General features: G+C 71.8%; 22 protein-coding genes. 9 read left to right on the top strand and 13 right to left on the bottom strand.

All coding sequences use genetic code 11. The features are described 5' to 3' along the window. Positions 1-213 (bottom strand): hypothetical protein (locus ABZU32_RS39355; RefSeq protein WP_354931506.1); only part of this gene is annotated, 213 nt, incomplete at its 3' end. 484 nt (positions 214-697) lie between these two features. Here ABZU32_RS39355 and ABZU32_RS39350 point away from each other — a divergent pair. The 3 genes from ABZU32_RS39350 to ABZU32_RS39340 are packed head-to-tail and all read left to right on the top strand — an operon-like array spanning position 698 to position 5,964. Beyond that, positions 698-1,861 carry an ABC transporter ATP-binding protein gene (locus ABZU32_RS39350; protein ID WP_354931503.1) on the top strand — a complete coding sequence of 388 codons (1,164 nt, stop codon included), beginning with the start codon at positions 698-700 and terminating at the stop codon, positions 1,859-1,861. Continuing rightward, a complete protein-coding gene (locus ABZU32_RS39345) occupies positions 1,858-3,216 on the top strand; it encodes an ABC transporter permease (RefSeq protein ID WP_354931500.1) in 1,359 nt (452 codons plus the stop codon). The genes ABZU32_RS39350 and ABZU32_RS39345 overlap by 4 nt, the downstream gene beginning before the upstream one ends. 3 nt (positions 3,217-3,219) lie before the next feature. Next, positions 3,220-5,964, top strand: a complete 2,745-nt coding sequence (locus tag ABZU32_RS39340) for a bifunctional YncE family protein/alkaline phosphatase family protein (RefSeq protein ID WP_354931497.1) — start codon at positions 3,220-3,222, stop codon at positions 5,962-5,964. A 108-nt stretch (positions 5,965-6,072) separates the two neighbouring features. Here ABZU32_RS39340 and fmdA read toward each other — a convergent pair whose 3' ends face one another. The 4 genes from fmdA to ABZU32_RS39320 form a co-directional block, all read right to left on the bottom strand. Continuing rightward, a complete protein-coding gene (fmdA, locus tag ABZU32_RS39335) occupies positions 6,073-7,326 on the bottom strand; it encodes a formamidase (RefSeq protein ID WP_354931494.1) in 1,254 nt (417 codons plus the stop codon). Positions 7,327-7,362: 36 nt separating this feature from the next. Further along, entirely contained in the window at positions 7,363-7,644 is a 282-nt protein-coding gene (locus ABZU32_RS39330) for a zinc ribbon domain-containing protein (protein WP_354931491.1), read from the bottom strand. Positions 7,645-7,730: 86 nt separating this feature from the next. Then, positions 7,731-7,973, bottom strand: a complete 243-nt coding sequence (locus ABZU32_RS39325; RefSeq protein ID WP_354931488.1) for a hypothetical protein — start codon at positions 7,971-7,973, stop codon at positions 7,731-7,733. Positions 7,974-8,518: 545 nt separating this feature from the next. Then, positions 8,519-9,037 (bottom strand): DUF4232 domain-containing protein, encoded by a 519-nt coding sequence (locus tag ABZU32_RS39320; RefSeq protein ID WP_354931485.1) that lies wholly within the window; start codon positions 9,035-9,037, stop codon positions 8,519-8,521. A gap of 228 nt (positions 9,038-9,265) precedes the next feature. Between ABZU32_RS39320 and ABZU32_RS39315 the strand changes: the two genes are divergently transcribed. Together ABZU32_RS39315 and ABZU32_RS39310 are read left to right on the top strand one after the other, a co-directional pair. Next, on the top strand, positions 9,266-9,760 hold the full coding sequence (locus tag ABZU32_RS39315) for a sigma-70 family RNA polymerase sigma factor (protein ID WP_354843920.1): 495 nt from the start codon (positions 9,266-9,268) through the stop codon (positions 9,758-9,760). Continuing rightward, entirely contained in the window at positions 9,757-10,512 is a 756-nt protein-coding gene (locus ABZU32_RS39310) for a hypothetical protein (protein ID WP_354931482.1), read from the top strand. The genes ABZU32_RS39315 and ABZU32_RS39310 overlap by 4 nt, the downstream gene beginning before the upstream one ends. A gap of 98 nt (positions 10,513-10,610) precedes the next feature. Here ABZU32_RS39310 and ABZU32_RS39305 read toward each other — a convergent pair whose 3' ends face one another. The 3 genes from ABZU32_RS39305 to ABZU32_RS39295 are packed head-to-tail and all read right to left on the bottom strand — an operon-like array spanning position 10,611 to position 13,109. Then, the gene (locus tag ABZU32_RS39305) at positions 10,611-11,354 is read right to left on the bottom strand and encodes an N-acetyltransferase (protein WP_354931479.1); all 744 of its coding nucleotides are present in this window, start codon (positions 11,352-11,354) and stop codon (positions 10,611-10,613) included. Positions 11,355-11,400: 46 nt separating this feature from the next. Next, positions 11,401-11,895, bottom strand: a complete 495-nt coding sequence (locus ABZU32_RS39300) for a glutathione peroxidase (RefSeq protein ID WP_354843928.1) — start codon at positions 11,893-11,895, stop codon at positions 11,401-11,403. A 26-nt stretch (positions 11,896-11,921) separates the two neighbouring features. Then, entirely contained in the window at positions 11,922-13,109 is a 1,188-nt protein-coding gene (locus ABZU32_RS39295; protein ID WP_354931476.1) for a helix-turn-helix transcriptional regulator, read from the bottom strand. A gap of 172 nt (positions 13,110-13,281) precedes the next feature. Between ABZU32_RS39295 and ABZU32_RS39290 the strand changes: the two genes are divergently transcribed. Both ABZU32_RS39290 and ABZU32_RS39285 read left to right on the top strand, forming a co-directional pair. Then, entirely contained in the window at positions 13,282-14,325 is a 1,044-nt protein-coding gene (locus ABZU32_RS39290) for a hypothetical protein (protein ID WP_354931473.1), read from the top strand. Next, complete coding sequence (locus tag ABZU32_RS39285; RefSeq protein WP_354931471.1) at positions 14,325-15,437, top strand: hypothetical protein; 1,113 nt, start codon at positions 14,325-14,327, stop codon at positions 15,435-15,437. Before ABZU32_RS39290 ends, ABZU32_RS39285 begins: the two co-directional genes overlap by 1 nt. A gap of 8 nt (positions 15,438-15,445) precedes the next feature. On the opposite strand, the gene ABZU32_RS39280 is transcribed toward ABZU32_RS39285, so the two are convergent. After that, on the bottom strand, positions 15,446-15,988 hold the full coding sequence (locus ABZU32_RS39280; protein WP_354843940.1) for an NUDIX hydrolase: 543 nt from the start codon (positions 15,986-15,988) through the stop codon (positions 15,446-15,448). Between the two features lie 73 nt (positions 15,989-16,061). On the opposite strand from ABZU32_RS39280, the gene ABZU32_RS39275 reads away from it, so the two are divergent. Next, positions 16,062-16,913, top strand: a complete 852-nt coding sequence (locus tag ABZU32_RS39275) for a DUF72 domain-containing protein (protein ID WP_354931468.1) — start codon at positions 16,062-16,064, stop codon at positions 16,911-16,913. A 27-nt stretch (positions 16,914-16,940) separates the two neighbouring features. Here ABZU32_RS39275 and ABZU32_RS39270 read toward each other — a convergent pair whose 3' ends face one another. The 3 genes from ABZU32_RS39270 to ABZU32_RS39260 form a co-directional block, all read right to left on the bottom strand. Beyond that, positions 16,941-17,318 carry a barstar family protein gene (locus ABZU32_RS39270; protein WP_354931465.1) on the bottom strand — a complete coding sequence of 126 codons (378 nt, stop codon included), beginning with the start codon at positions 17,316-17,318 and terminating at the stop codon, positions 16,941-16,943. 7 nt (positions 17,319-17,325) lie between these two features. Next, positions 17,326-17,739, bottom strand: coding sequence for a ribonuclease domain-containing protein (locus ABZU32_RS39265; protein ID WP_354843948.1), 414 nt, complete (start codon positions 17,737-17,739; stop codon positions 17,326-17,328). 536 nt (positions 17,740-18,275) lie between these two features. After that, on the bottom strand, positions 18,276-19,058 hold the full coding sequence (locus ABZU32_RS39260; RefSeq protein WP_354931462.1) for an alpha/beta hydrolase: 783 nt from the start codon (positions 19,056-19,058) through the stop codon (positions 18,276-18,278). Positions 19,059-19,251: 193 nt separating this feature from the next. Here ABZU32_RS39260 and ABZU32_RS39255 point away from each other — a divergent pair, with 193 nt between their 5' ends. Next, positions 19,252-19,452, top strand: coding sequence for a hypothetical protein (locus ABZU32_RS39255; protein WP_354931459.1), 201 nt, complete (start codon positions 19,252-19,254; stop codon positions 19,450-19,452). A 198-nt stretch (positions 19,453-19,650) separates the two neighbouring features. Here ABZU32_RS39255 and ABZU32_RS39250 read toward each other — a convergent pair whose 3' ends face one another. Next, a complete protein-coding gene (locus ABZU32_RS39250; protein WP_354843953.1) occupies positions 19,651-20,193 on the bottom strand; it encodes a DinB family protein in 543 nt (180 codons plus the stop codon). Positions 20,194-20,381: the final 188 nt, after the last annotated feature.

Raw genomic sequence — 20,381 nt, 5'->3', positions numbered from 1 at the left:
GTAGCCGGACCAGATGCGGCCGAATCCGTGCCGGTCGAAGCCGTTGGCGGTGCTGGTGCTCGCGGTGGTGGTGGCGCCGGCCGTGGTGGTGGCGGCGGCGGTGGGGGTGCCGGCGGCCTGGGTGGTGGCGGCCTGGGCGGGGGTGGCGGCGATGCCGGCGGCCATGGCTCCGGCCAGGGCGGTGCCGACGAGCAGCTTGCGGATCTTGCTCATGGTGGGTGTTCTCCTGTGTGAGGGTTCCGGCTCGGGGCCGGGTGTTCCGGGTTGCGCCGCCGGTGAGTGTGCTGCTCGCCGGCGACGACGCTCACGTTAGGAGCCGGGCAAGGCGGTCTTCTGCGTACGAATGCACACTCGACCGCGAGCGTGCACAACGACACACAGGGCGGCCGGAATCGCCGTTCACTGCGATGGAAAGCCCGTCGAGAGCCGGGCCGGGGTGACGATGCGGCCGTTCACCGCCGCGCGGCCGGTGTTGTCCCGTTTCGGACCGGCGACCTCCCCTCGCCATGGCGGGGAGGTCGTAGGCGGCCTTGACCAGGGTGATTACGCAGATCGCCGGATTGAGGCGGGTTTCGGTGGTTTATGGGGATATCGGCGGGTTGTGTGGGATTTACGCAACGTTTGACTGTGCGCCGCTCCAGGGTCAACCGCGATCTCTAAGTTCAGGTGGCTGGGGATCAAGCCAAGGGAGACCGACATGCACAGCAGCCCTGCGGTCCGAGCGCGCGGGATCACCAAGTCCTTCGGCGAGGTGATCGCACTCGACGGCATCGACCTGGACGTGGCGAGCGGGCAGGTCCACGGTCTGGTCGGCCCGAACGGCGCCGGCAAGACGACGCTCCTCGGTCTGCTGCTGGGCCTGGCGGTCGCCGACAGCGGTGACCTTGAGATCCTGGGCACGCCGGTCGGCCGGACGCTCGCCGTACCCGACGGCGTCGCGGGATTCGTGGACGGCCCCGGGCTCTATCCCTCGCTCACGGCTCGGCAGAACCTCTCGGCCCTGGCGTCCCTGCGCCGGCAGGAGTCCGGCGGCGCCGCCGGCGTGGACGACGCGCTGGAGCAGGTGGGACTCACCGACGTCGCCGACGACCGTGTCCGGGGCTTCTCGCTCGGGATGCGCCAGCGGCTCGGACTGGCCGCCGCGCTGCTCACCAAGCCACGACTGCTCGTTCTCGACGAGCCCGCCAACGGCCTGGACCCCGCGGGCAAGCAGCACGTGCACCGCGTCATCACCGGACTGGCCGAGGACGGGGCCGCCGTGGTCCTGTCCAGCCACCGGATGGACGACCTCGCCGTGCTGTGCTCGGAGGTCACCATCCTCGCCACCGGCCGTGTCGTCTTCACCGGGCCGGTGGGCAGGCTCGCCGCCGAGAGCGGCGAGCTGGACTACCGGCTGGTCACCTCCGACCCGGAGGCCGCTCGCCGGCTGGCGTCACAGGCGCCCGGGCTCCGCGTCGTGCCCGCCCGTGACCTCGGCCAACGGGCGGACGCCGCCGACGTCGTCGTCCGCGGGCCGGTGACGGCCCTGGACGAACTCGTCGTCCGGCTGGTGGGAGCCGGCGTGGCGCTCCGTGAGCTCGGACCCGTGGTGGCGCCCCTGGAGGCCGCGTTCATGGCCCTGACCGGCACCGCGCCCACACGCACCGATCAGGAGACATCCGCGATGACCGCGCCCCCACGAACCGAGCACGAGACACCCGTGCGAACCGGCCAGGAAGCAGCGCGGACCGGCCAGGACGCAGCGAGCACCGGCCAAGACGTAGCGAGGACCGATCAGGAGGCATCCGCGCGGACCGTGCCCGGGCGGACCGACCAGGAAGGGACCGCCATGACCGGCGCCGGACGGCAGGACGCGCGATGACCGCGACAACCCTCACCCGACCCCGCGCCGGCGCGCACCCGGCGCCGGTGACGCGCGCCTACCGGTTCGAGCTGGTCAAGCTGCTCTCGCAGTGGCGGATCCGCCTGCTGCTCGCGGCCTGCTGGATCGGCCCGGCGGCCTTCGTGGCCGCGGTGAGCCTGCAGAGCACGCTGCCCGCCGACACGGTCTTCGGCCGATGGATGAACGCGACCGGCTGGGCCGGGGCGCTGGTCGTGCTGGACTTCTCGTGCAGCTGGGCGCTGCCGCTGCTGACGGCGCTGGTCGCCGGCGACGTCTTCGCCGCCGAGGACCGGCTGGGCACCTGGCGCCATCTCCTGGTGGCGGTGCGTTCCCCGCGGCGGATCTTCGTGGCGAAGACCCTGGCCAGCCTCACCGTGATCCTGCTGCTGGTGGCCGGACTGGCCGCCTCGGGCATCGCCGGCGGCCTGGCCGCGGTCGGCGGCCGGCAGCTCGCCGGCCTGGACGGCCATCTCCTGGCCCCGGCGGACGCCGCCGGAACGGTCCTGCTCGCGTGGGCCTGCGCGCTGGCGCCGACGCTGGCGTTCGCCGCGGTCGGCCTGCTCGGCTCGGTGGCCCTGGGCCGCTCTCCGATGGGGCTGCTGGTGCCCGCGCTGCTCGCCTTCGCGCTGCAGCTCGCGCAGTTGCTCCCGCTGCCGGTGGCCGTGCGGCTGGCCCTGCCGAGCAACGCCTTCATCGCCTGGCGCGGGCTGTTCACCGATCCGGCGCAGACGGGTCCCCTGCTCATGGGCCTCGCGGTGAGCCTGGTGTGGGCGGTCGCCGCCACCGCGCTGGCCTACCGCCTGTTCCTACGCCGCGACTTCACCGACCTTACCTACGACGGCTCCGGCCGGCAGGTCCTGGCGGCGGCGGTCCTGCCGCTGGCCGCGCTGGTGGCCCTGACCGTCGGCGTGGTGGCCGTCGCGACCCCGGCCACCGGCTCGGGGATCGGGAAGGTGAAGCTGCAGGACTCGCTCGCCACGGCGTTCGCCCACCTCTACCGGCTGCAGACGCGGGAGCTCAATCGTCCCGATGTCACCGAGGCGCGGTTGGGGGTCACCGCGTCCTGCGACAAGGGCGGCTCCCGGGTGCCGGACGAGGGGCCGGGCAACGACTGGCGGTGTGTCGTGTCCTGGCACCTCCCCGGCACGACCGCCGTGGGGTCGGCCATCTACCAGCTCGACGTCACCGCGGACGGGCGGTACGTCGCAGACGGAGACGGACCCAAGGAGGTCAACGGCTTTTTCCAGGTGCGTACCCCCACCGGAGACGCGCCCAACCCCCTGTGGCAGTTCGACGGAAACGTCGACCTGCTCGGCAGCACTTCTAAGGAATGATTCATGCACGTCCAACGCCAGCGCGTGGAGAAGGCCCGTTTCGGTCTCTCCGGCCGGCACGCCGGTCGCTTCCTCGCGGTGGGCACCGCCGCCCTCGTCGTCGCCAGCGGTGGCATGGCCTACGCCTCCACCGAGATGTTCGGCACCGACCAGGTCGGCCAGACCACCGACAAGGGCCTGGTCGTCTCCGGCGCCCAGTACCTCGACCCGATCGGCGAGCGTCTCGTCATCGACAACGGCAAGATCATGTCGTCCACGGTCAGCCCGGACGGCACCCACCTGGCGGCCAACATCACCGACGGCGGGATGGCGCTCGTCATCGTCGACCTGAAGAACTGGAAGGTGCAGCAGCTCGTCGGCAACAACGCGGCGGCGAACCTGCGCATCAGCGGCAACGACGTGGGCCAGGAAGGCCCCACGTACTCGCCCGACGGTTCGCAGCTGTGGCTGGGCCGGGCCGACGGGTTCACCAGGTTCACGGTGAACGCGGACGGCAGCCTCGCCAACCCGGTGAACGTCACCATCGCCGCGCAGGGCTCGAAGCGCGCGCTGGTGGGTGAGCCGGTGTTCTCCGCCGACGGCAAGACCGTGTACGTCGCCGTCAACGGCCAGAACCGGGTGGTCGCCCTCGACGCGGCGACCGGCGCCATCCAGCGGAGCTGGGCCGTGGGCAACGCCCCTCGTGACATGGTCGCGGTCGGGACCAAGCTCTACGTCAGCAACGAGGGCGGCCGTCCGGCCAACCCCGGCGAGACGACGATCAACTCCTACGGCACCCAGGTGCCGGCCGACCCGAAGACCGGTGCCGCCACCACCGGCACGGTCAGCGTCATCGACCTGGCCAACCCGGCCGCCGCCGTCGCGAGCATCGAGACCGGTCTGCACCCGACCGCCCTGTACGCCAAGAACGGGGCGTTGTTCGTCACCAACACCGCCACGAACGACGTGTCGGTCATCGACACGGCCCGCGACCAGGTCGTCCAGACGATCGCCACCCAGCCGTGGCCGGAGTCCCAGGTCGGCTACGAGCCCGACGCGGTGACGCTCACCGACGACGGCCACCTGCTGGTCACCCTCGGACGCGCCAACGCGGTCGCCGTCTACCGCTACACCTCGCCGCAGGAGCCGGTCGGCTACGTCGGCCTGCTCCCGACGGACTACTTCCCCGCGGAGATCACCACCGTCGGCGACCAGGTGCTGGTCTCCAACACCCGGGGCATCGACGCCCGCCGCCCCACCACCGCCGCTGGGCACGGCACCCACGACACCACCTCCAGCCTGCAGCGGTTCACGCTGCCGGACGACAGGCGGATCGCCGAGTACACGGCCAAGGTCTTCGCCCAGAACGGCTGGGGCAAGAACGACCTGAAGGTCGCGCACGGCAACAAGCAGAAGGCCGAGGCGGTCCCGAAGCGGCTGGGCGACCCCTCGACGATCAAGCACGTCTTCCTGATCGTCAAGGAGAACCGGACCTACGACCAGGTCCTCGGCGACCTTCCGCAGGGCAACGGCGACCCTTCGCTGGCCCAGTACGGCGACAACGTGACGCCGAACCAGCACGCGCTGGCCAAGCAGTTCGGGCTGTACGACAACACCTACGACATCGGCACCAACTCCGCCGAGGGCCACAACTGGCTGATGCAGGCCGACAACCCCGAGTACACCGAGTCCTCGGCCGGTGAGTACCTGCGCAGCTACGACACCGAGGACGACGCTCTCGGCCACCAGCGCACCGGCTTCATCTGGAGCGGCGCGCAGGCGGTGGGCGACTCCGTGCGCGACTTCGGTGAGTTCCACCAGTTCCTCACCAAGCCGGCCGGCGCGACCTGGCAGAACCTGTACTGCGACACCAAGGACATGGAGTCGACGGGGCAGGACACCAAGTACACCCTGAACTCCTCCTCTCCGATCCCGTCGCTCAACGACGTGTCGGTGCACGGCTTCCCGAAGTTCGACACCAGCGTCCCGGACATCTACCGGTACCAGATCTGGAAGCGTGACTTCGAGGCCAACGGCCCGGCGAACCTGAACATGTTCTGGCTCTCCAGCGACCACACCGGCGGTCCGGTGAACGGCGCCGCCCAGGTCGCCGACAACGACCTGGCCGTCGGCAAGATCGTGGACACCATCTCGCACAGCCCGTACTGGAAGGACTCCGCGATCTTCGTGGTCGAGGACGACTCCCAGGCCGGCACCGACCACGTCGACGGCCACCGTGCCCCGATCCAGATCATCAGCCCCTGGGCCCAGCACGGCACGGTGGACAGCCACTACTACACGCAGATCAACATGATCCGCACCATCGAGCAGATCCTCGGGATCCACCCGATGAACCAGAAGGACACCGCCGCCACCCCGATGAGCCGGGCCTTCACCAAGAAGCCCGACTACAGGCCCTTCACCTTCCTGCCGAACCGCACTTCGCTGACCTTGGGTCTGCCGGCGGCGAACCTGCCGTCCTGCGGTGCGGACACCCCGGCGCCGCAGAACCCGAGCGCCGCGGCCGCGCCGACGGCGAAGGTGCCGGCCGACCAGAAGGAGGTCGCGGCGAAGTGGGCGGCCTGGAAGTCGCGGCAGCCGTTCAGCGGGCCCGCCGCCCGGGCCGACTCCGTCAGCCCGGTGCAGATGGACCACTTCTCGTGGTACGAGGCGCACGACTTCAAGAAGCCCTACCCGGGTGAGACGAAGTTCTACGCGCCGGACCAGGTGCCGGGCGCGGCCATCCCGTCGTCGGAGAACGACGGCTGACCTGCGGGGCACCTCACGCGACGGCCCGCCGTGATCCCGGCGGGCCGTCGCCTGTTCGGGCTCGTCGGTGGACAGGGGCCCGGGTGGGCCGCTGCGCCGTCGGCGGGTTCACTCGAAGCGGGCGTGCGGCGCCGCGCCCCGGGGGGCGCGGACCGGGCCGGACGCGCCCGGACGGACGTCGAAGTCGAAGATCGCGGTGGGCAGGTAGACGGTGGCGCAGGAGTTGGGGATGTCCACCACCCCCGACAGCCGGCCCTCGATCGGCGCGGCGCCGAGCAGCAGGTACGCCTGCTCGGGGTGGTAGCCGAACGCCGTGAGGTAGTCGATCGCGTGCAGGCAGGCCCGCTGGTAGGCCAGGTGCGAGTCCAGATAGCGCTGCTCGCCGTCCAGGGTGACCGACACCCCGGAGAACGCGAGCCACTCGCTGTACTGCGGGGCGGTGCGGCCCGGCATGAAGATGGTGTTCTCGCCGACCCCGTACGTCCGCATGCCGTCCTTGAGCAGCTCGACCCGCAGGTCGACGAAGCCGCCCATCTCGATGGCGCCGCAGAAGGTGATCTCGCCGTCGCCCTGGGAGAAGTGCAGGTCGCCGACCGACAGGTTCGCTCCGGGCACGAACACCGGATAGAACACCCGCGAGCCCTTGGTCAGGTTCTTGATGTCCTGGTTGCCGCCGTTCTCTCTCGGAGGCGCGGTGCGGGCGGCCTCGGCCGCGATCCGGACGAAGTCGGACCGGGGCACCGAGCCGAGCACGGCGTCCCGGGGCTCGGGGGGCAGGGCCAGCGGCGGCACTCTTCGCGGGTCGGTGGCTCTCAGTGCCCCCTCGCGGGCGTTCCACCTGGACAGCAGCGCCGCCGACGGCGCCGTGCCCATGAGCCCGGGATGGACGATGCCGGTGAACGCCACCGCGGGGACGTGGCGCGATGTAGCGGTCTGCCCGGAGAAATCCCAGATCGCCTTGTAAGCGTCGGGGAACTGCTCGGTGAGGAAGCCGCCGCCGTTCTCGGTCGCGAAGATGCCGGTGTAGCCCCAGCCCTGACCGGCCAGTGGGCCGCTGTCCTCCTGCGGGATGGGGCCGAGGTCGAGGATGTCCACGACCAGCAGGTCGCCCGGCTCCGCTCCCTCGACCCCGAACGGGCCGCTGAGCGCGTGCACCGTCGTCAGCGGGGCGTCACGGATGTCCTGGGCGGAGTCGTCGTTGTGGATCGCGCCGTCGAACCACTCCCGGCAGTGGACCCGGAAGGCGTCGCCGGGCTTGACCCACGCCACCGGCGGGATCTCGGGGTGCCAGCGGTTGTGGCCGATCTTGGCCTGGTCGGTGAACCTCTTGTCCGAGTCGAGCGGGAAGATCAACTCTGGCACGGCTGGGCTCCTTTCGGCGCTGCGCGACCGGGACGGTCACGGCCGCGGCAGGCGGCCTGTGGCGGGATGGAGGGCCACCGCGCCGCTGGGGCGGCGCCCCGGCAGGCAGGTGACGACTTCGGGCTCGGAGGCGCTGCGCTCGGCCCGCCGCACGTGAGCCGACACCGCGGCCCGCGTGCGCACCAGCGTCGGCGCCGAGAACGCCCGGGCCGACGCCGCGCCACAGCCGGGGCAGGACGCCTCCGCCGGTGCGGTGCCGATCGGAAAAGTCACCTCAATCTCGCGGCAATGCGGACAGTTATAGCCATATGTCGCCATAGCTCACGTCCGTGGATGCGTGGGCGGCCCCGTCGGGCGATGCTCCGCAGGGACGCCGTCGCCGTGACGGCCGGTCACCGATGCGGCTACTCCCCGTCGCCGCTGTCGCCGCTGTCGTCGCCGCCGCCGCAATACTGCTGGTCCCACCGCGCGGTCCTGTAGCTGTAGCAGTAGTAGCAGCCGTCGTCCCTCCACTTGCACAGGTCGGAGGAGGAGGGGGCGCGGTGTCCGGCCGATGCGCAGACGCTTGGGCTGGACGCCTCGGCGGCGCCGGTGACGACGAGCGTGGAGGCCGCCAGCGCGGCGGCGAAGAGGAGACGTTTGAGCATCAGAGATCACTCCCTGAGGTGAGAGCCGAGCCCGGATGGCGGAATGACCGGCGCCGGTTCCGGGTCTCGGGACACGCCGATGCGGCGCTGAACATCACCCACACTAATCCCGATATCTGGCGAAATCGCCCAGGCGGCGGCAAATATCGCTTTTGGCGGATGGCCGCGTGAACGCGATACCTCGAATGCGTCAGAGGAATACGGCATCGCGCCTCCGAGAGTGTGCAGGCGCCGTCCACCAGGGGAACCGTGTCTCCGGCGGAAGTCCGGACGGCGATTCCCCGGAGAATTCAAAGCGGCGCCACAGGGGCGGAAAGTGCCGGACGAGAAAGCGGTGGAATCGTTGGCGTGGTACTGGGAGGAAACAGGAAGAACCAGAGGGGACGACGCCCTCGGACGGGAAGACCTGTCCGGCCTGCCCTCGGCCTCCCGCCCGGACCACGCCGACGTCCGGCCTACCCGACGGCCTCCCGTCAGGACCACGCCCACGTCCGGCCACGCCGCCTGGGGCGCCGGCCGGGCCTCGGCCGGCGTGGGCGGTCCGGTCAGCGGAAGGGGGTGACGTCGACGCGGCCGTCGTCGCAGACGTTCGCCTTGAAGGGGATCTCCAGGTGGGCGACCTCGTCGGGCGGGATGATCATGAGGCGGGCGGCCGGCTGGCAGGCCTTCTCGGCGCCCACCTTCATGACCGTCCAGTGCAGCCGTGCCCGCCCCTGGCCGCCGGGCCGCAGGGTGACCCGGTGCGGGGTGACGCTCTCCCTGCGGGTCCTGGTCCGCAGGGCGTCGCCCCTGCCGTCGATCATGACGAGCCCGACGAAGCCGTAGACCCAGCACGTCTTGGCCGAGGTGTTGGTGAACACGAGCGGCGCGTACCGCTGGCCGGCTCCGGCGTCGACCCGTCCGACGCTCGCCTTGAGCTGGGTCGTACGGCACCGTGCGACGGCGGACTCGCCGGCGGTTGCGGATTTCGAGGCGGTGGTGGCCCTCGTGGCGGCCTGGGCCTGTACGCCCGAGCCGGCGACCGCCGCGAGCAGGGCGGCCGTCAGGACAAGTGGTGTGCGCATCTTCACACCAGATTGGACGCACGTAAGGGCCGAGTTGTTGGCCACCGAGCCGACGCGGTGCCGCGTGGTGGCCGTGTCACAGGTTCTCGGCGACCTCAGGCCGTCACGGCGAGAACCATCCGCACCCGCGGCGCGTCCGAATGACCGACCTGTGCCCGCCCTCGGCACAGGTCGGAGCGGGACGTGGAAGCAGGTAAGCGTCCGGTGGCGCCGGTGCGTATAGGGGACGTGGAGCATCTGGATTTCGAGCAGTTCTACGGGGAGAACCGGGATGCCTGCCTCCGCGCGGTGCTGGCCGCCACCGGCGACCGGCAGCTGGCGGAGGACCTGGTCGCCGAGGCGTTCACCCGCGCGTGGACGTCCTGGCGCAAGGTGAGCAGGCATCCGGCGCCGAACGCCTGGATCGTCCGCGTGGCGCTCAACACCCGGGTCACCTGGTGGCGGCGACGCCGTCACGAGGTCGCGCTGACCGACCACGAAGCCGTGGATCCCGCGGGGGCGGACGTGGCCGGCGTGGACCCCGCTCTGCTGGTGGCGCTACGGCGCCTGCCACGGCGGCAGCGGGAGGTGGTGGCGCTGCGCGTGTTCCTCGATCTGGACACCGAGACCACCGCCGGCGCGCTGGGGATCGCTCCAGGAACCGTGACCGCACATCTGTCGCGCGCCGTCGCGGCGATGCGCGGTCACCTCGCACCAGTCAACAGCCAGGAGGGCGAACGATGAACGACAACGACGTGCTGGACGCGGTACGGGACTCGATGGCCGGGGTGCACATGCGCACGCCGGTGCAGAAGGTCGTGGCGGCGGGCCGGGCGCGCCGCCGCCGCAGGATCGCGGGGGCCGCGGGCGGCGCCGCGCTGGCGGCCGGCCTCGCGCTGACGCCCGTGCTCGACAACCCGCAGGTGAACGCGCCGCCACTCGCGTCCGGCAACCAGGTCCACGTGCACCTGGCCGCGTTCTCCGTCGACAGCAACCCCGACGGCACGGTCACCGTGAAGATGACCAAGCGGCAGTCGCTGGACCCGGCGACCATGGAGCGGACCCTGGCCCAGGCGGGCATCCCCGCCCAGATCACGATCAACAAGTGGTGTGAGCCGTCGGACCATTCGCAGAACCTGGACAAGGAGTTCAGGAAGGTCCTGCACGACGGGCGCCAGCCCAACGGGGAACCCGTGATGATCTTCACGCCCTCGGCGATGCCCCCGGCGACCAAGCTGGTCATCGGCATGCGGACCGAGGACTACCAGCCCGAATCCACCAGCCGGGTCGCGGTCTCGATGGTCCTGGTGCCCAACGACGCCCCGCTGACCTGCTCCACGGACGTCCCGAAGGGCCCGCCGCGCGACCCCAGGCACGGAGGCAAGCCCACGGGCAAGCCGGACCAGGCCGACCCGAACAACGACCCCAAGACCGACCCCAAGAACGACCCCGATTTCACGGAGAAGCAGAAGCTGAAGACGGAGTACAAGGGCTAGATCGTCAGGGATCCCCGCCGCGACGGCAGGGCCGGGCGACCTCCCTCCCCGGGGTCGCCCGGCCCTGTTCTCTCACGTCCCGGAACCGATGACGGCGGCTAGGGGAGCCGGTGGCGCACCCAGACGTTGGGCTCGACGTAGACGGCGTGGCCGTGGTCGGCGTCGCAGTGGACGGGCACCAGCGCGCCCGGGACCTCCACCTCGCCGGAGTCGTCGAAAGCAAGGCCCGTCCAGCCTCGCCACTCCTCCACGGTGCCCGGCACCACCATGGATCGCCGGGCGACCTTCTCGATGACGCCGCCGGCCCGCACGTGGACGCGCAGCCAGGGGTCGGCCGGCAGGCCGTCCTCCCTGCGCAGGGCGGCGTAGTCCGCCATCGGGGTGCGCGGCTGGAGGTGCTTGCCGCTGGGGCGCACCGGAGCGAAGAGTTCGCCGAAGCCGAGGCGTGCCGCCTGGTCGCGCAGCGCGCCGAGCATGACCGCCGACAGGCCCTTCCCCTGCATGTCGGGCCTGATCGTGATCTCCAGCGCCGAGATCGCGTCGGGCGCCCGCCCGCGGCGTCGCGCCCTCGCCGCGCGCCACAGCACGCCGTCCCAGCCGTCGTCGGGCAGTTCGTCGCCTTCGAGCAGGAAGGGCGCCGAGAAGGCGCGCGCGACGAGCTCGCCCGGCTGGTCGCGGTCCTCGGCGACCAGCGCGAACTCCGCGTACTCGGCGCCGACCACCGGGTAGAACAGGTCGGCGACCGGGTCCTCCTTCATGAAGACCGGCCAGCTGTCGGGCATCGCCCACAACCGGGACTCCAACTCGGGGCGCTCCGCGAGCGTGGTGATGCGCAGGTCCATGACCCGATTGTCACCACGCGGCCATGCGCCGCCAAGAGGCCGTGCGTCAGTTCTGTCCGATCGTCTTCTCGATGGCCTCGATGACCGACGGGTCCTCGGGCTCGACGCGCGGGCGGAACCGCGCGACGACGGCGCCGTCGCGGTCGAGCAGGAACTTCTCGAAGTTCCACTGGACGTCGCCCGCGTCGCCCGAGGCGTCCGGGGTCTCCACCAGGGACGTGTAGAGCGGGTGGCGGTCGTCGCCGTTGACGTCGAGCTTCTCCAGCAGGGGGAAGTCCACGCCGTAGGTCGTGACGCAGAAGTCCTGGATCTGCTCGGACGACCCCGGCTCCTGCCCGGCGAACTGGTTGCACGGAACGCCGACGACCGTGAAACCACGCTCGCCGAAGCGCTGCTGGAGCCGGACCAGGCCGGCGTACTGAGGGGTGAGGCCGCATCTCGACGCGACGTTGACCACCAGGGTCACCGCGTCGCCGGTCAGCTCCGCCAGCGTGGTCGGCGCATCGGCAAGTGTGCGCACCGGAATATCCCGAGGAGTCATGGGGCAACTCTAGACACGCTCGTTCCTCAGTCCGGCAGAGGGATCGCGGTCGCGGTGCGGGAGGCGGCGGTCGCGGGGGCGACGGCGTCGTCGCGGATGTTGACCGGACGGTAAGCGTGGAACTGGGAGCCCGTGGTGAGCCCGTCCTTGACCACGCGGTGGTCGGTGCCGTAGCCGGCGCGCTGCTGGTAGGCCCAGTAGGAGGTGTGGGCGGCGTCGGCCCACTCGTCGAAGATGACCACCGCGCGCGCGGTGTTGCCGCCCACCGGATCGATCACCAGGTCGCCCCGGCGCAGCTCGGCCATCTTGATGGGACGGCTGTAGGCACGCGAGGCCAGGCTGATGGTGTTCGGGCCCGGCCGGGGCAGCCCGAGCGCCATGGAGACGTAGCCGGAGCCGTCGGTCCGGTACCCCTCGTAGGTCTTGAACTGGCTGTAGGGGACGCGCCGAGCGGTGGCCGGGCGCCAGCCGCCCGCACGGGCGATCATCGCCGTCCGGGCGATGACGGGCGGCGGAGTCACCGTTCCGCCCGCCGCTCCCGTGGTGCGCGCGGTGCTCGGCGTGGCCGTGGGCCGCGCCTCGCCGCCCGCATCGCCGCCGAGGGCCGAGATGGCGAGCACCACGCCGGCGGCCATGCCCACGACCAGGCCCGCCGCCGCACCGACCAGGAACCGCCGCCTCAGTCGCTCCGCCGGCCCGCGCGGCGCCACCGCGCCAGGCGCCGGCCCGGCATCCCGGACGGCCTGACCCTCGATGACCCGGGTCTCCAGGGCCGTGGTCGCGCCGACGGAGGTCTCCGGGTCCGGCGACCCGTTGCTCAGGGGGCCGGGGTGAGCCGGGTCCAGGACGGCGGCGGTGGCGGTGTCGATGGCTGTGGCGGTGTCGATGGCGGTGTCGGCGGGCGGGTCCCATTCCGCCGAGCGTCGCGCCTGTTCGGCCGACTCCCACAGTTCGCGGAAGTGACGCCCGTCCGCGCGGCACAGCCGGGCGAGCCCCTCCACGGCGTCCAGGGGGATCCACGTCTCCCCAGAGAGCCATCGCCCCCAGGACGACCGGCTCGCGTGGGTGGCCTGTTCCAGCGCCCGCAGGTCGAGTCCCGCCCGTTCCTTCAGCGCTCGCAGCTCCCGCAGCAGCACGCGGGTCGGCTCGGGGAGATCGTCGGGGAGCGGGCGCAGCCGTCGGCTCCGGCTCGGGTTTCCGGTTCCATTCGCCACGGTGGTTCGTCCCAACCTTGTCCCAGCGGTCTGAGTCATCGCAGGTCATGTCGACACCTAGGCGGCTATTGTCCCAACTTCACCAATTTCACGAAGCGTTTCAGGAATTTCCTGTCAGCGTGTGTGCTCGGCCGGCCAACCGAACGATCAACGGCAGGGACAAGGAGAGCACATGCCCTCGGACCGAAGCTTCAGGATCACGGCGGGACACCTGGCACTCATCACCGCGGTCACCTGCGGCGGCCTCGCCCCCGCGGCGGCGGCGCACGCGGCGTCCCCCACCCCCGGCGTCCCGGCCGCGGTGGTGGGCACCGGCACCACCGCGGTGCCCGGACTCGCGGCCGCCGCGGCCGCCGCGCCGATCACCCGCTCGCAGGTGATCGCCCGCGCCAAGACGTGGAATCCCCACACCTCCAAGCGGGTGCCCTACAGCCAGACCAAGACGCACGGCGGCTACCGTACCGACTGCTCCGGCTACGCCTCCATGGCGCTGGGCCTGGCCAAGCCGGGACCGATCACCGTCGGGCTGGCAAAGAGCGCCTACACCCGCCGCATCCAGATGTCGGAGCTGCGCAGAGGCGACCTGGTGATCGACGCGATCGGCTCCAACACCACCCGTCATGTGGTCATCTTCGACAAGTGGGCCAACTCGGCGCACAGCTCCTACTACGCCTACGAACAACGCGGTCATTACGGGACCGACTACCGCACGCGCACCTACGGCCTGTCGTCGGGAAGCGAGTACAAGCCCTACCGCGCGCTGAACATCCGCGAGGACGCGCCGCCGCCGCCCCCTCCCACGGTCACCCGCGCGCAGGTGATCGCCCGGGCCATGTCCTGGAACCCGGGGACCGCGAAGCGGGTGCCCTACAGCCAGGCCAAGCAGTACGGCGGCTACCGGACCGACGGCTCCGGCTACGTGTCGATGACGCTGGGCCTGCCCAAGCCCGGACCGCTCACCACCGCCCTGGCCTCCAGCGCCTACAGCCGTCCCATCGCGATGGCGCAGTTGCTCCAAGGCGACCTGGTGATCGATCCGGTGGGCGGCAACACCGCGCGCGCGGTGGTCATCTTCGACAAGTGGGCCGACGCCGCCCACACCTCCTACTGGGCCTACCAGCAGCGCGCCGGCTACGGCACCGACCACCGCGTGGTCAAGGACGGGCTCACCACGGGCTCCCAGTTCCACGCCTACCGTCCCACGAGGATCCGCTAGTGCCCAGGCCACACCTGATGCGCAGGACGCCCCCGCGTGCCGGATCGTCCCGGCACGCGGGGGGCCGCGCGGCGGGCGCCGGGACGGCGGTCCTGATCGCGGCGGCGATGGCGGTGACCGCTCCCGGCACACCCGCGCGGGCCGCCGCCGTCTCGACCACGAGCGCCGCCGTCCTGACCACGCGGGCCGCCGTCTCGACCACGCGGGCCGCCGTCTCGACCGCACCCTGCGGGGGCGCGGCGGTGACGGCGGGGGACGCGGACCTGGCCGCGCGGCTCGACACCCGGATGACGATGAAGATGCGCGGGTACCTGGACGGCTACCGCGTCACCTGCGCCCGGGCGGTCGTCGCGGCCGTCCGCGCCCGCGGGCTGCCCCGTGAGGCCGCGGTGATCGCCGTCACCACGGCCATCGTCGAGTCGGGCGTGCGGAACATCGACCGCGAGGTCGACCACGACAGCCTGGGCGTGTTCCAGCAGCGGGCCACGTGGGGCACCGCCGCCCAGCGGCTGGACGTGGCGTGGGCGACCGGCGCGTTCCTGGACAAGATGCTGCGCAAGTACCCCGACGGCTCGTGGCGCTCGGCGGTGGTGGGCGAGGTCTGCCAGCGCGTCCAGGTCTCGAAGTATCCGGAGCGGTACCAGCCGCAGGCGGCGGACGCGCGGCTGATCGTCGAGGAGCTGTGGCCGGTCCCCGGCCTGACGCCGGCGCAGGTCATCGCCAGGGCCCTGACGTGGAACCCGGGGACCGTGAAACGGGTGCCCTACAGCCAGGTCAAGCGGTACGGCGGCTACCGGGCCGACGGCTCCGGCTACGCCGCGATGGCGCTGCGGCTCGGCGGCCCCGGCCCCGACTCGCGGGGGCTGGTCTCGGCCCGCTACAGCACGCGCGTCGCGGTGGCCGCGCTGCGGCCCGGCGACCTGGTCATCAGGGCCACCGGCCCGGCCACCGGCCGACAGGTGATCATCTTCGAACGGTGGGCGGACGCCCGGCACACCTCGTACTGGGCCTACCAGCAGCGTCGTGGCTACGGCACCGACCACCGGCGGCTGAGCGATGGCATCTCCCCGGCGGCCGGCTTCCTGGCCTACCGCCCGCACGCCGTCCGCTGATCGGCCCGTCAGGCGCGCTCGTGGAGCAGGAGCAGGGTGTAGGCGGCCACGGAGGAGGAGTCGGTGACGGCGCCGGTGAGGATCATGTGCTCGAACTCCGAGCGGGAGACCCAGCGCTGGCGCATGTCCTGCTCGCTGTGCTCCCGCTCGGCCTGGCCCTCGGTGAGCCCGGTGGCCAGGTACACGTGCAGGCCCTGGTCGGTCATGCCGTGGGCGTTGTCCAGACGGCCGATGTGCCGCAGGTCGGCGGCCCGCAGGCCGGTCTCCTCCGCCAGCTCCCTGCGGGCCTCCTCCTCCCGGGTGGTGGCCTGCGCGGAGCCCTGCGGAAAGCTCCACGAGCGGCGGCCGATCGGGTAGCGGTACTCCTCGACCAGGTGGAAGCCGTCGTCCTCCTGCGGGACGACGAGCACGAAGTCGGGCCGGACGACGTACCCGTACAGGCCGGGGGAGCCGTCGGGATGCTCGATGGCGTCCTCGCGCACCGTCATCCACCGGTTGCTGTAGACGACCTTGGAGGACACCTGCCGCACCACGGCGTGCGCGTCGGTCATGACGCCGCATCCTACCCGGGCCGTCCCTCCGCGGCAGGCGGCCGAGGACGGTCCGCAGGGGTAGCGTCGGAGCATGCGGCTTCATGTGGGATGCGCGATGTGGACGCACACGCCGTGGCAGGGACGATATCTCCCCCATCCGCTCGCCCCCGGCGAGCGCCTGCGGGCGTACGCGACCTGGTGCGACGCGGTGGAGGGCAACACCACGTTCTACGCGACGCCGGCGCGGAGCACCGTGGAGTCGTGGGCGCGGCAGACCGGCCCCGACTTCCGCTTCGTGGTCAAGCTGCCCAAGTCGATCACGCACGAGCGCCGGCTGTCCGGCGCCGAGGAGGAGCTGCGCGCCTTCCTCGCGGCGATCGAGCCTCTCGGGCCGCGTGCCCACGCGCTGTGGATCCAGCTCCCCGGGTCCTTCGCCCCGGGCGACACCGGCGCGCTCGCGGGCTTCCTGCGCGGGCTTCCCGGCGGGTACCGCTACGCCGTCGAGGTGCGCCACCGCGCGTTCTTCGACGACGAGAGGTCGGCGGGGCTGCTCGAACGGGTGCTGTCGGGGGTCGGGGCCGAGTGGGTGCCCTTCGACACCACGGTCCTGTTCCAGAGCCCTCCGAGCAGCGACGCCGAACGGGAGGCGTGGACGAGGAAACCGCGGGTCCCGCGCCGGACGGCCGCGCTCACCGACCGCCCGATCGTCCGCTACCTGGGCCGGGACGACGCGGCCCGCACGGTGGAGGGGTGGCGGCCGTGGGTGGCCACGGTGGCGGAATGGCTGCGCGAGGGCCGTTCGCCGACGGTGTTCGTGCACACCCCCGACAACGCCGACGCGCTGATGCTCGCCCGCCGCTTCCACGACGACGTGCGCGCCCAGGTGCCGACCCTGGAGCCGCTGCCCGACCCGTTGCCGGCCGAGCCGCTGACCCTGTTCTAGCGCGTCGTCCCAGCGCCTCGCCGTGGCTCAGGTGAGGACGGCGGACAGGCGGTCGCGCAGCGCGGCCTCGTGGGCCGGGTCGGTGCGCAGGGTCACGGTGAGCCCGTCGCCGGCGGCCCCGGCCAGGACGTCGAGCAGGGTGGCGAGCTGCGCGGGCGGTTCGGCGGCGAGCAGGTCCTCGGCGTGCTCCACGGTCAGGGCGACCGGCCCGGAGCCGGTGGCGTCGCGCAGGGAGTCGGCGAAGGCGTCCCAGTTGCGGCCGAAGTAGCCGGGGAAGCGCAGGACCCGCGCCGCCTCCTCGAAGAGGGCGGCGCGGGTACGGCACGCGCTCCCGTCGACGACCGCCGGCGCCGGGCCGGTGGACACCGTCAGCCATCGGGGCAGCGGACGTTCGGCGGGTGTCATGGGTTTCCTAGAGCCGGTAGAAGTCGGTGTAGTGGTTGGGCGAGAACCAGGTCACGCCGGTGCTGCGGTTGACGACGATGCGGTAGGCGTCACGGGCGGCGCCCTTCGCGCGGGAGTACACGTCGTACTCGTAGTAGGTCGCGCCGCTGGGGAGCTGCCCCTCGCGGTTGTAGAAGCGCCCGCCAGTGTAGTTGTAGCGGCCGTCCGGCCAGGAGTACCAGCCGCTGGTGGTGGGGTAGCCCTTGGAGGCCCAGATCGAGTCGGCCGAGCGCGCGTCCGCGCAGCGGGAGATGGTGCAGGAGCCGTAGACCGACGCGTCGGCGGGGGTGATGCCGACCAGGCCGGTCAGGGAGACGAGGGCGGCGAGCACGACGGTCAGCCGTGCCGGCCAGAAAGGTCGCGGGCGTTGCAGGGTGTGCACGTGGCCTCCTTGCGGGGGATGCGCGAACGGACCCTGTAATGATCACCGACAAATGCTGTCAAATAACGACAACGGTCGCCGAAAGCCGAATGAACTCTTCGTAGCCTTCGCCGTCGCGGATGGCCGGTTCCCCGTCCACACCGGCGCAGGCGAGGTGCACGGCGGTGGCGAGCGACCGCCGGCGGGCCGCACGCCGCCGAGGGCGCGCAGGTCATGCGTGCTCATCTTCGGACGGCGCGGGAGCCGGCAGGTAACGCGTGGTCATCTCCGGACGGCGCCGAGGGCACGCAGATCGTGCGTGCTGATGTCGGTGCGCCGAGGGCTCGCACGTCGTGCGTGGTGATGCTTGGAGGGCGCCGAGGGTACGCAGATCGTGCGTGATGATCCGAGGGTACGCAGATCGTGCGTGAAGATCCCTGGCGCCGCCGAGGCCACGCAGGTCATGCGTGGTGATCCCTGGACGACCGGCGCTTCCACCGCCCGGCTCGCGACGAGGGGCGGCGCGGACGCCGCCCCCTCGCCGTGCTCACGGCCGGTCATGCCGAGTAGAAGTCCGCCAGTTCGGCGCTGAGGACCTTGGTGTCGAGCTGGCCGTGCGCCATGCCGTCCAGGGTGGCCAGCCGCGAGTCGGGCAGGACCGCGTCGACCGCGCGCGCCGCGTCCTGCATGCGCGGGGAGCTCTCGGCCCCGACAAGCACCAGCGTCGGAACGGTGACGGAGGCGAAGCGCTCGGCGGGCACCGCCCCGGGGCCGACGATGGCGGCCTCGTAGGCCAGGGTGTGGGCGATGTCCTCCATGCCGGCCCAGAACGGCTGCTCGCGCAGCTGCCCGATCATCTCGGCGGGGACGTCGGCGCCCTTGACCATGAACAGCTCGACCGCGTCGCCGCGGCGGCCGGCGCGCACCAGGTCGCTGATCTCCTTCTCGCTGGGCAGGGCGGCCCGGCTGCCGTCGGTGACGTACGGCGGCTCGAACACCACCAGCTTGCTGATCTTGGATCCGGCGTGCGCGGCCTCCAGGGCCAGGGCGCCGCCGGAGGAGCCGCCGAACACCAGGGCCGAGCCGCCGGCCTCCTCGATGAGGGCGTCGAGGTCCTCGATCTCGCGCCGCACGGCGTAGGGCTCGGTGTCACCGCTGTCGCCGCGGCCGCGGCGGTCGTAGTTGAACACGGTGAACCGGGAGGACAGCTCCTCGGCGACCGCCACGAACAGGGGGTTGGTCCGCTCGGCGAAGCCGCCGCCGACCAGGATGACCGCGGGCCCGGTGCCAGAGCGGTCGTAAGCGATGGTGGTGCCGTCTGCCGACATGACCTTCTGCATTGTGATCACTCTTTCCATGGACGTCATCCGGTCGGATGCGGGTAGGTGCCGTTCGGGTGGGGGGCGATGGTCTCGTTTCCGCGGTCACCGCCCGCCGCACTTCCTACGGTGCCACCGAAAACTAAAACTGTCAAGAACAAAGTTGTCTTCGGCGCGTGCCGTCATCGCGTGCCGAGGTGATATACCGGCCGTCATGACCGAGAGCCTGGTCGCGCGGCCCTACGAGGACGCGGTCTTGTTGTGCGCGATGCGGCGCATGAAGGCGCTCGGCATGCGCACGGTGAGCGTGAACCACGACGCCGAGAACCACGCCGCGCGCGAGCTGTACCGCTCGCTGGGCTTCGTCAAGCGGCACGAGACCCACGGTTACCGCCGCCCCGTCCCCGACCGGTGAGACACCCCGGACGAGCGGTGAGACGTAGCCGTCCCCGCTGGTGGCACGAAGCCGTCCGGCCGGTCGGACGTGTGCTCCTGAGACCGGCCGGTGCGGACGTGTGCTCCTGAGACCGGCCGGTGCGGACGTGTGCTCCTGAGACCGGCCGGTGCGGACGTGTGCTCCTGAGGCCTGCCGATGGGCGTGGGGCGAAGCGGCCTAGAAGCCCGTGGCTCCGTCGATGCGCTCGCGGAGCAGGTCGGCGTGGCCGTTGTGCCGGGCGTACTCGGCGATCGTGCTGACGAGGATGCGGCGCAGCGAGACGGGCTCGCCGGTCGAGCGGCGTGTGCCGGTCGCCTCCAGGGAGGCCGCCTCGACGATGCGGCGGGAGTGGGCGCACTCGGCGCGCCAGACCTCCAGCGCCTCGGCGGGATCGCCGTCGAGGGAGCCGAAATCCTGGTCGGGATCGTCGTCGGAGTAGTAGAGCATCGGGACGTCCTCGCCGGCGAACTGCAGGCGGAACCACCAGCGCTCGACCGCGGCGAGATGGCGGATCAGACCGTGCAAACTCATCGCGGACGGCGGGACGCTCCTGTCGGACAGCCGCTCGGCCGGGAGCCCGGAGCACTTGAGCTCGAAGGTGTGGCGATGCCAGTCGAGATAGGAGGTGAGGATCTCGCGCTCGTCGCCCACCAGGGGAGGGTCTGCGCGGGAGCCGTCGCCCCATGACGGCGAGAAGTTCTCGGCGGGGATCTGAGTCATGGCTCCGCAGCATGCCAGGCGGGGCCGACAGTCTCGGCCCCGCCCGCCGCGCTCAGGACCCTCAGGACTCCGCCGTGCCGGTGTCGGGCCGGGTGCTCGGGTGGACGGCCACGATGACCCGGTGGTCGCGCCCGCCCGCGGCCCCCTCGTCGTGGTACTTGCCCACCAGCGTGGTGACCGCCTCGGCC

It is taken from the genome of Sphaerisporangium sp. NPDC005288 (assembly GCF_040607475.1).
GTDB classification, from domain to species: Bacteria; Actinomycetota; Actinomycetes; order Streptosporangiales; family Streptosporangiaceae; genus Sphaerisporangium; species Sphaerisporangium rhizosphaerae.
The sequence above is the reverse complement of the archived record's forward strand: the minus strand, read 5'-3'. Positions and strand labels throughout refer to the sequence as shown.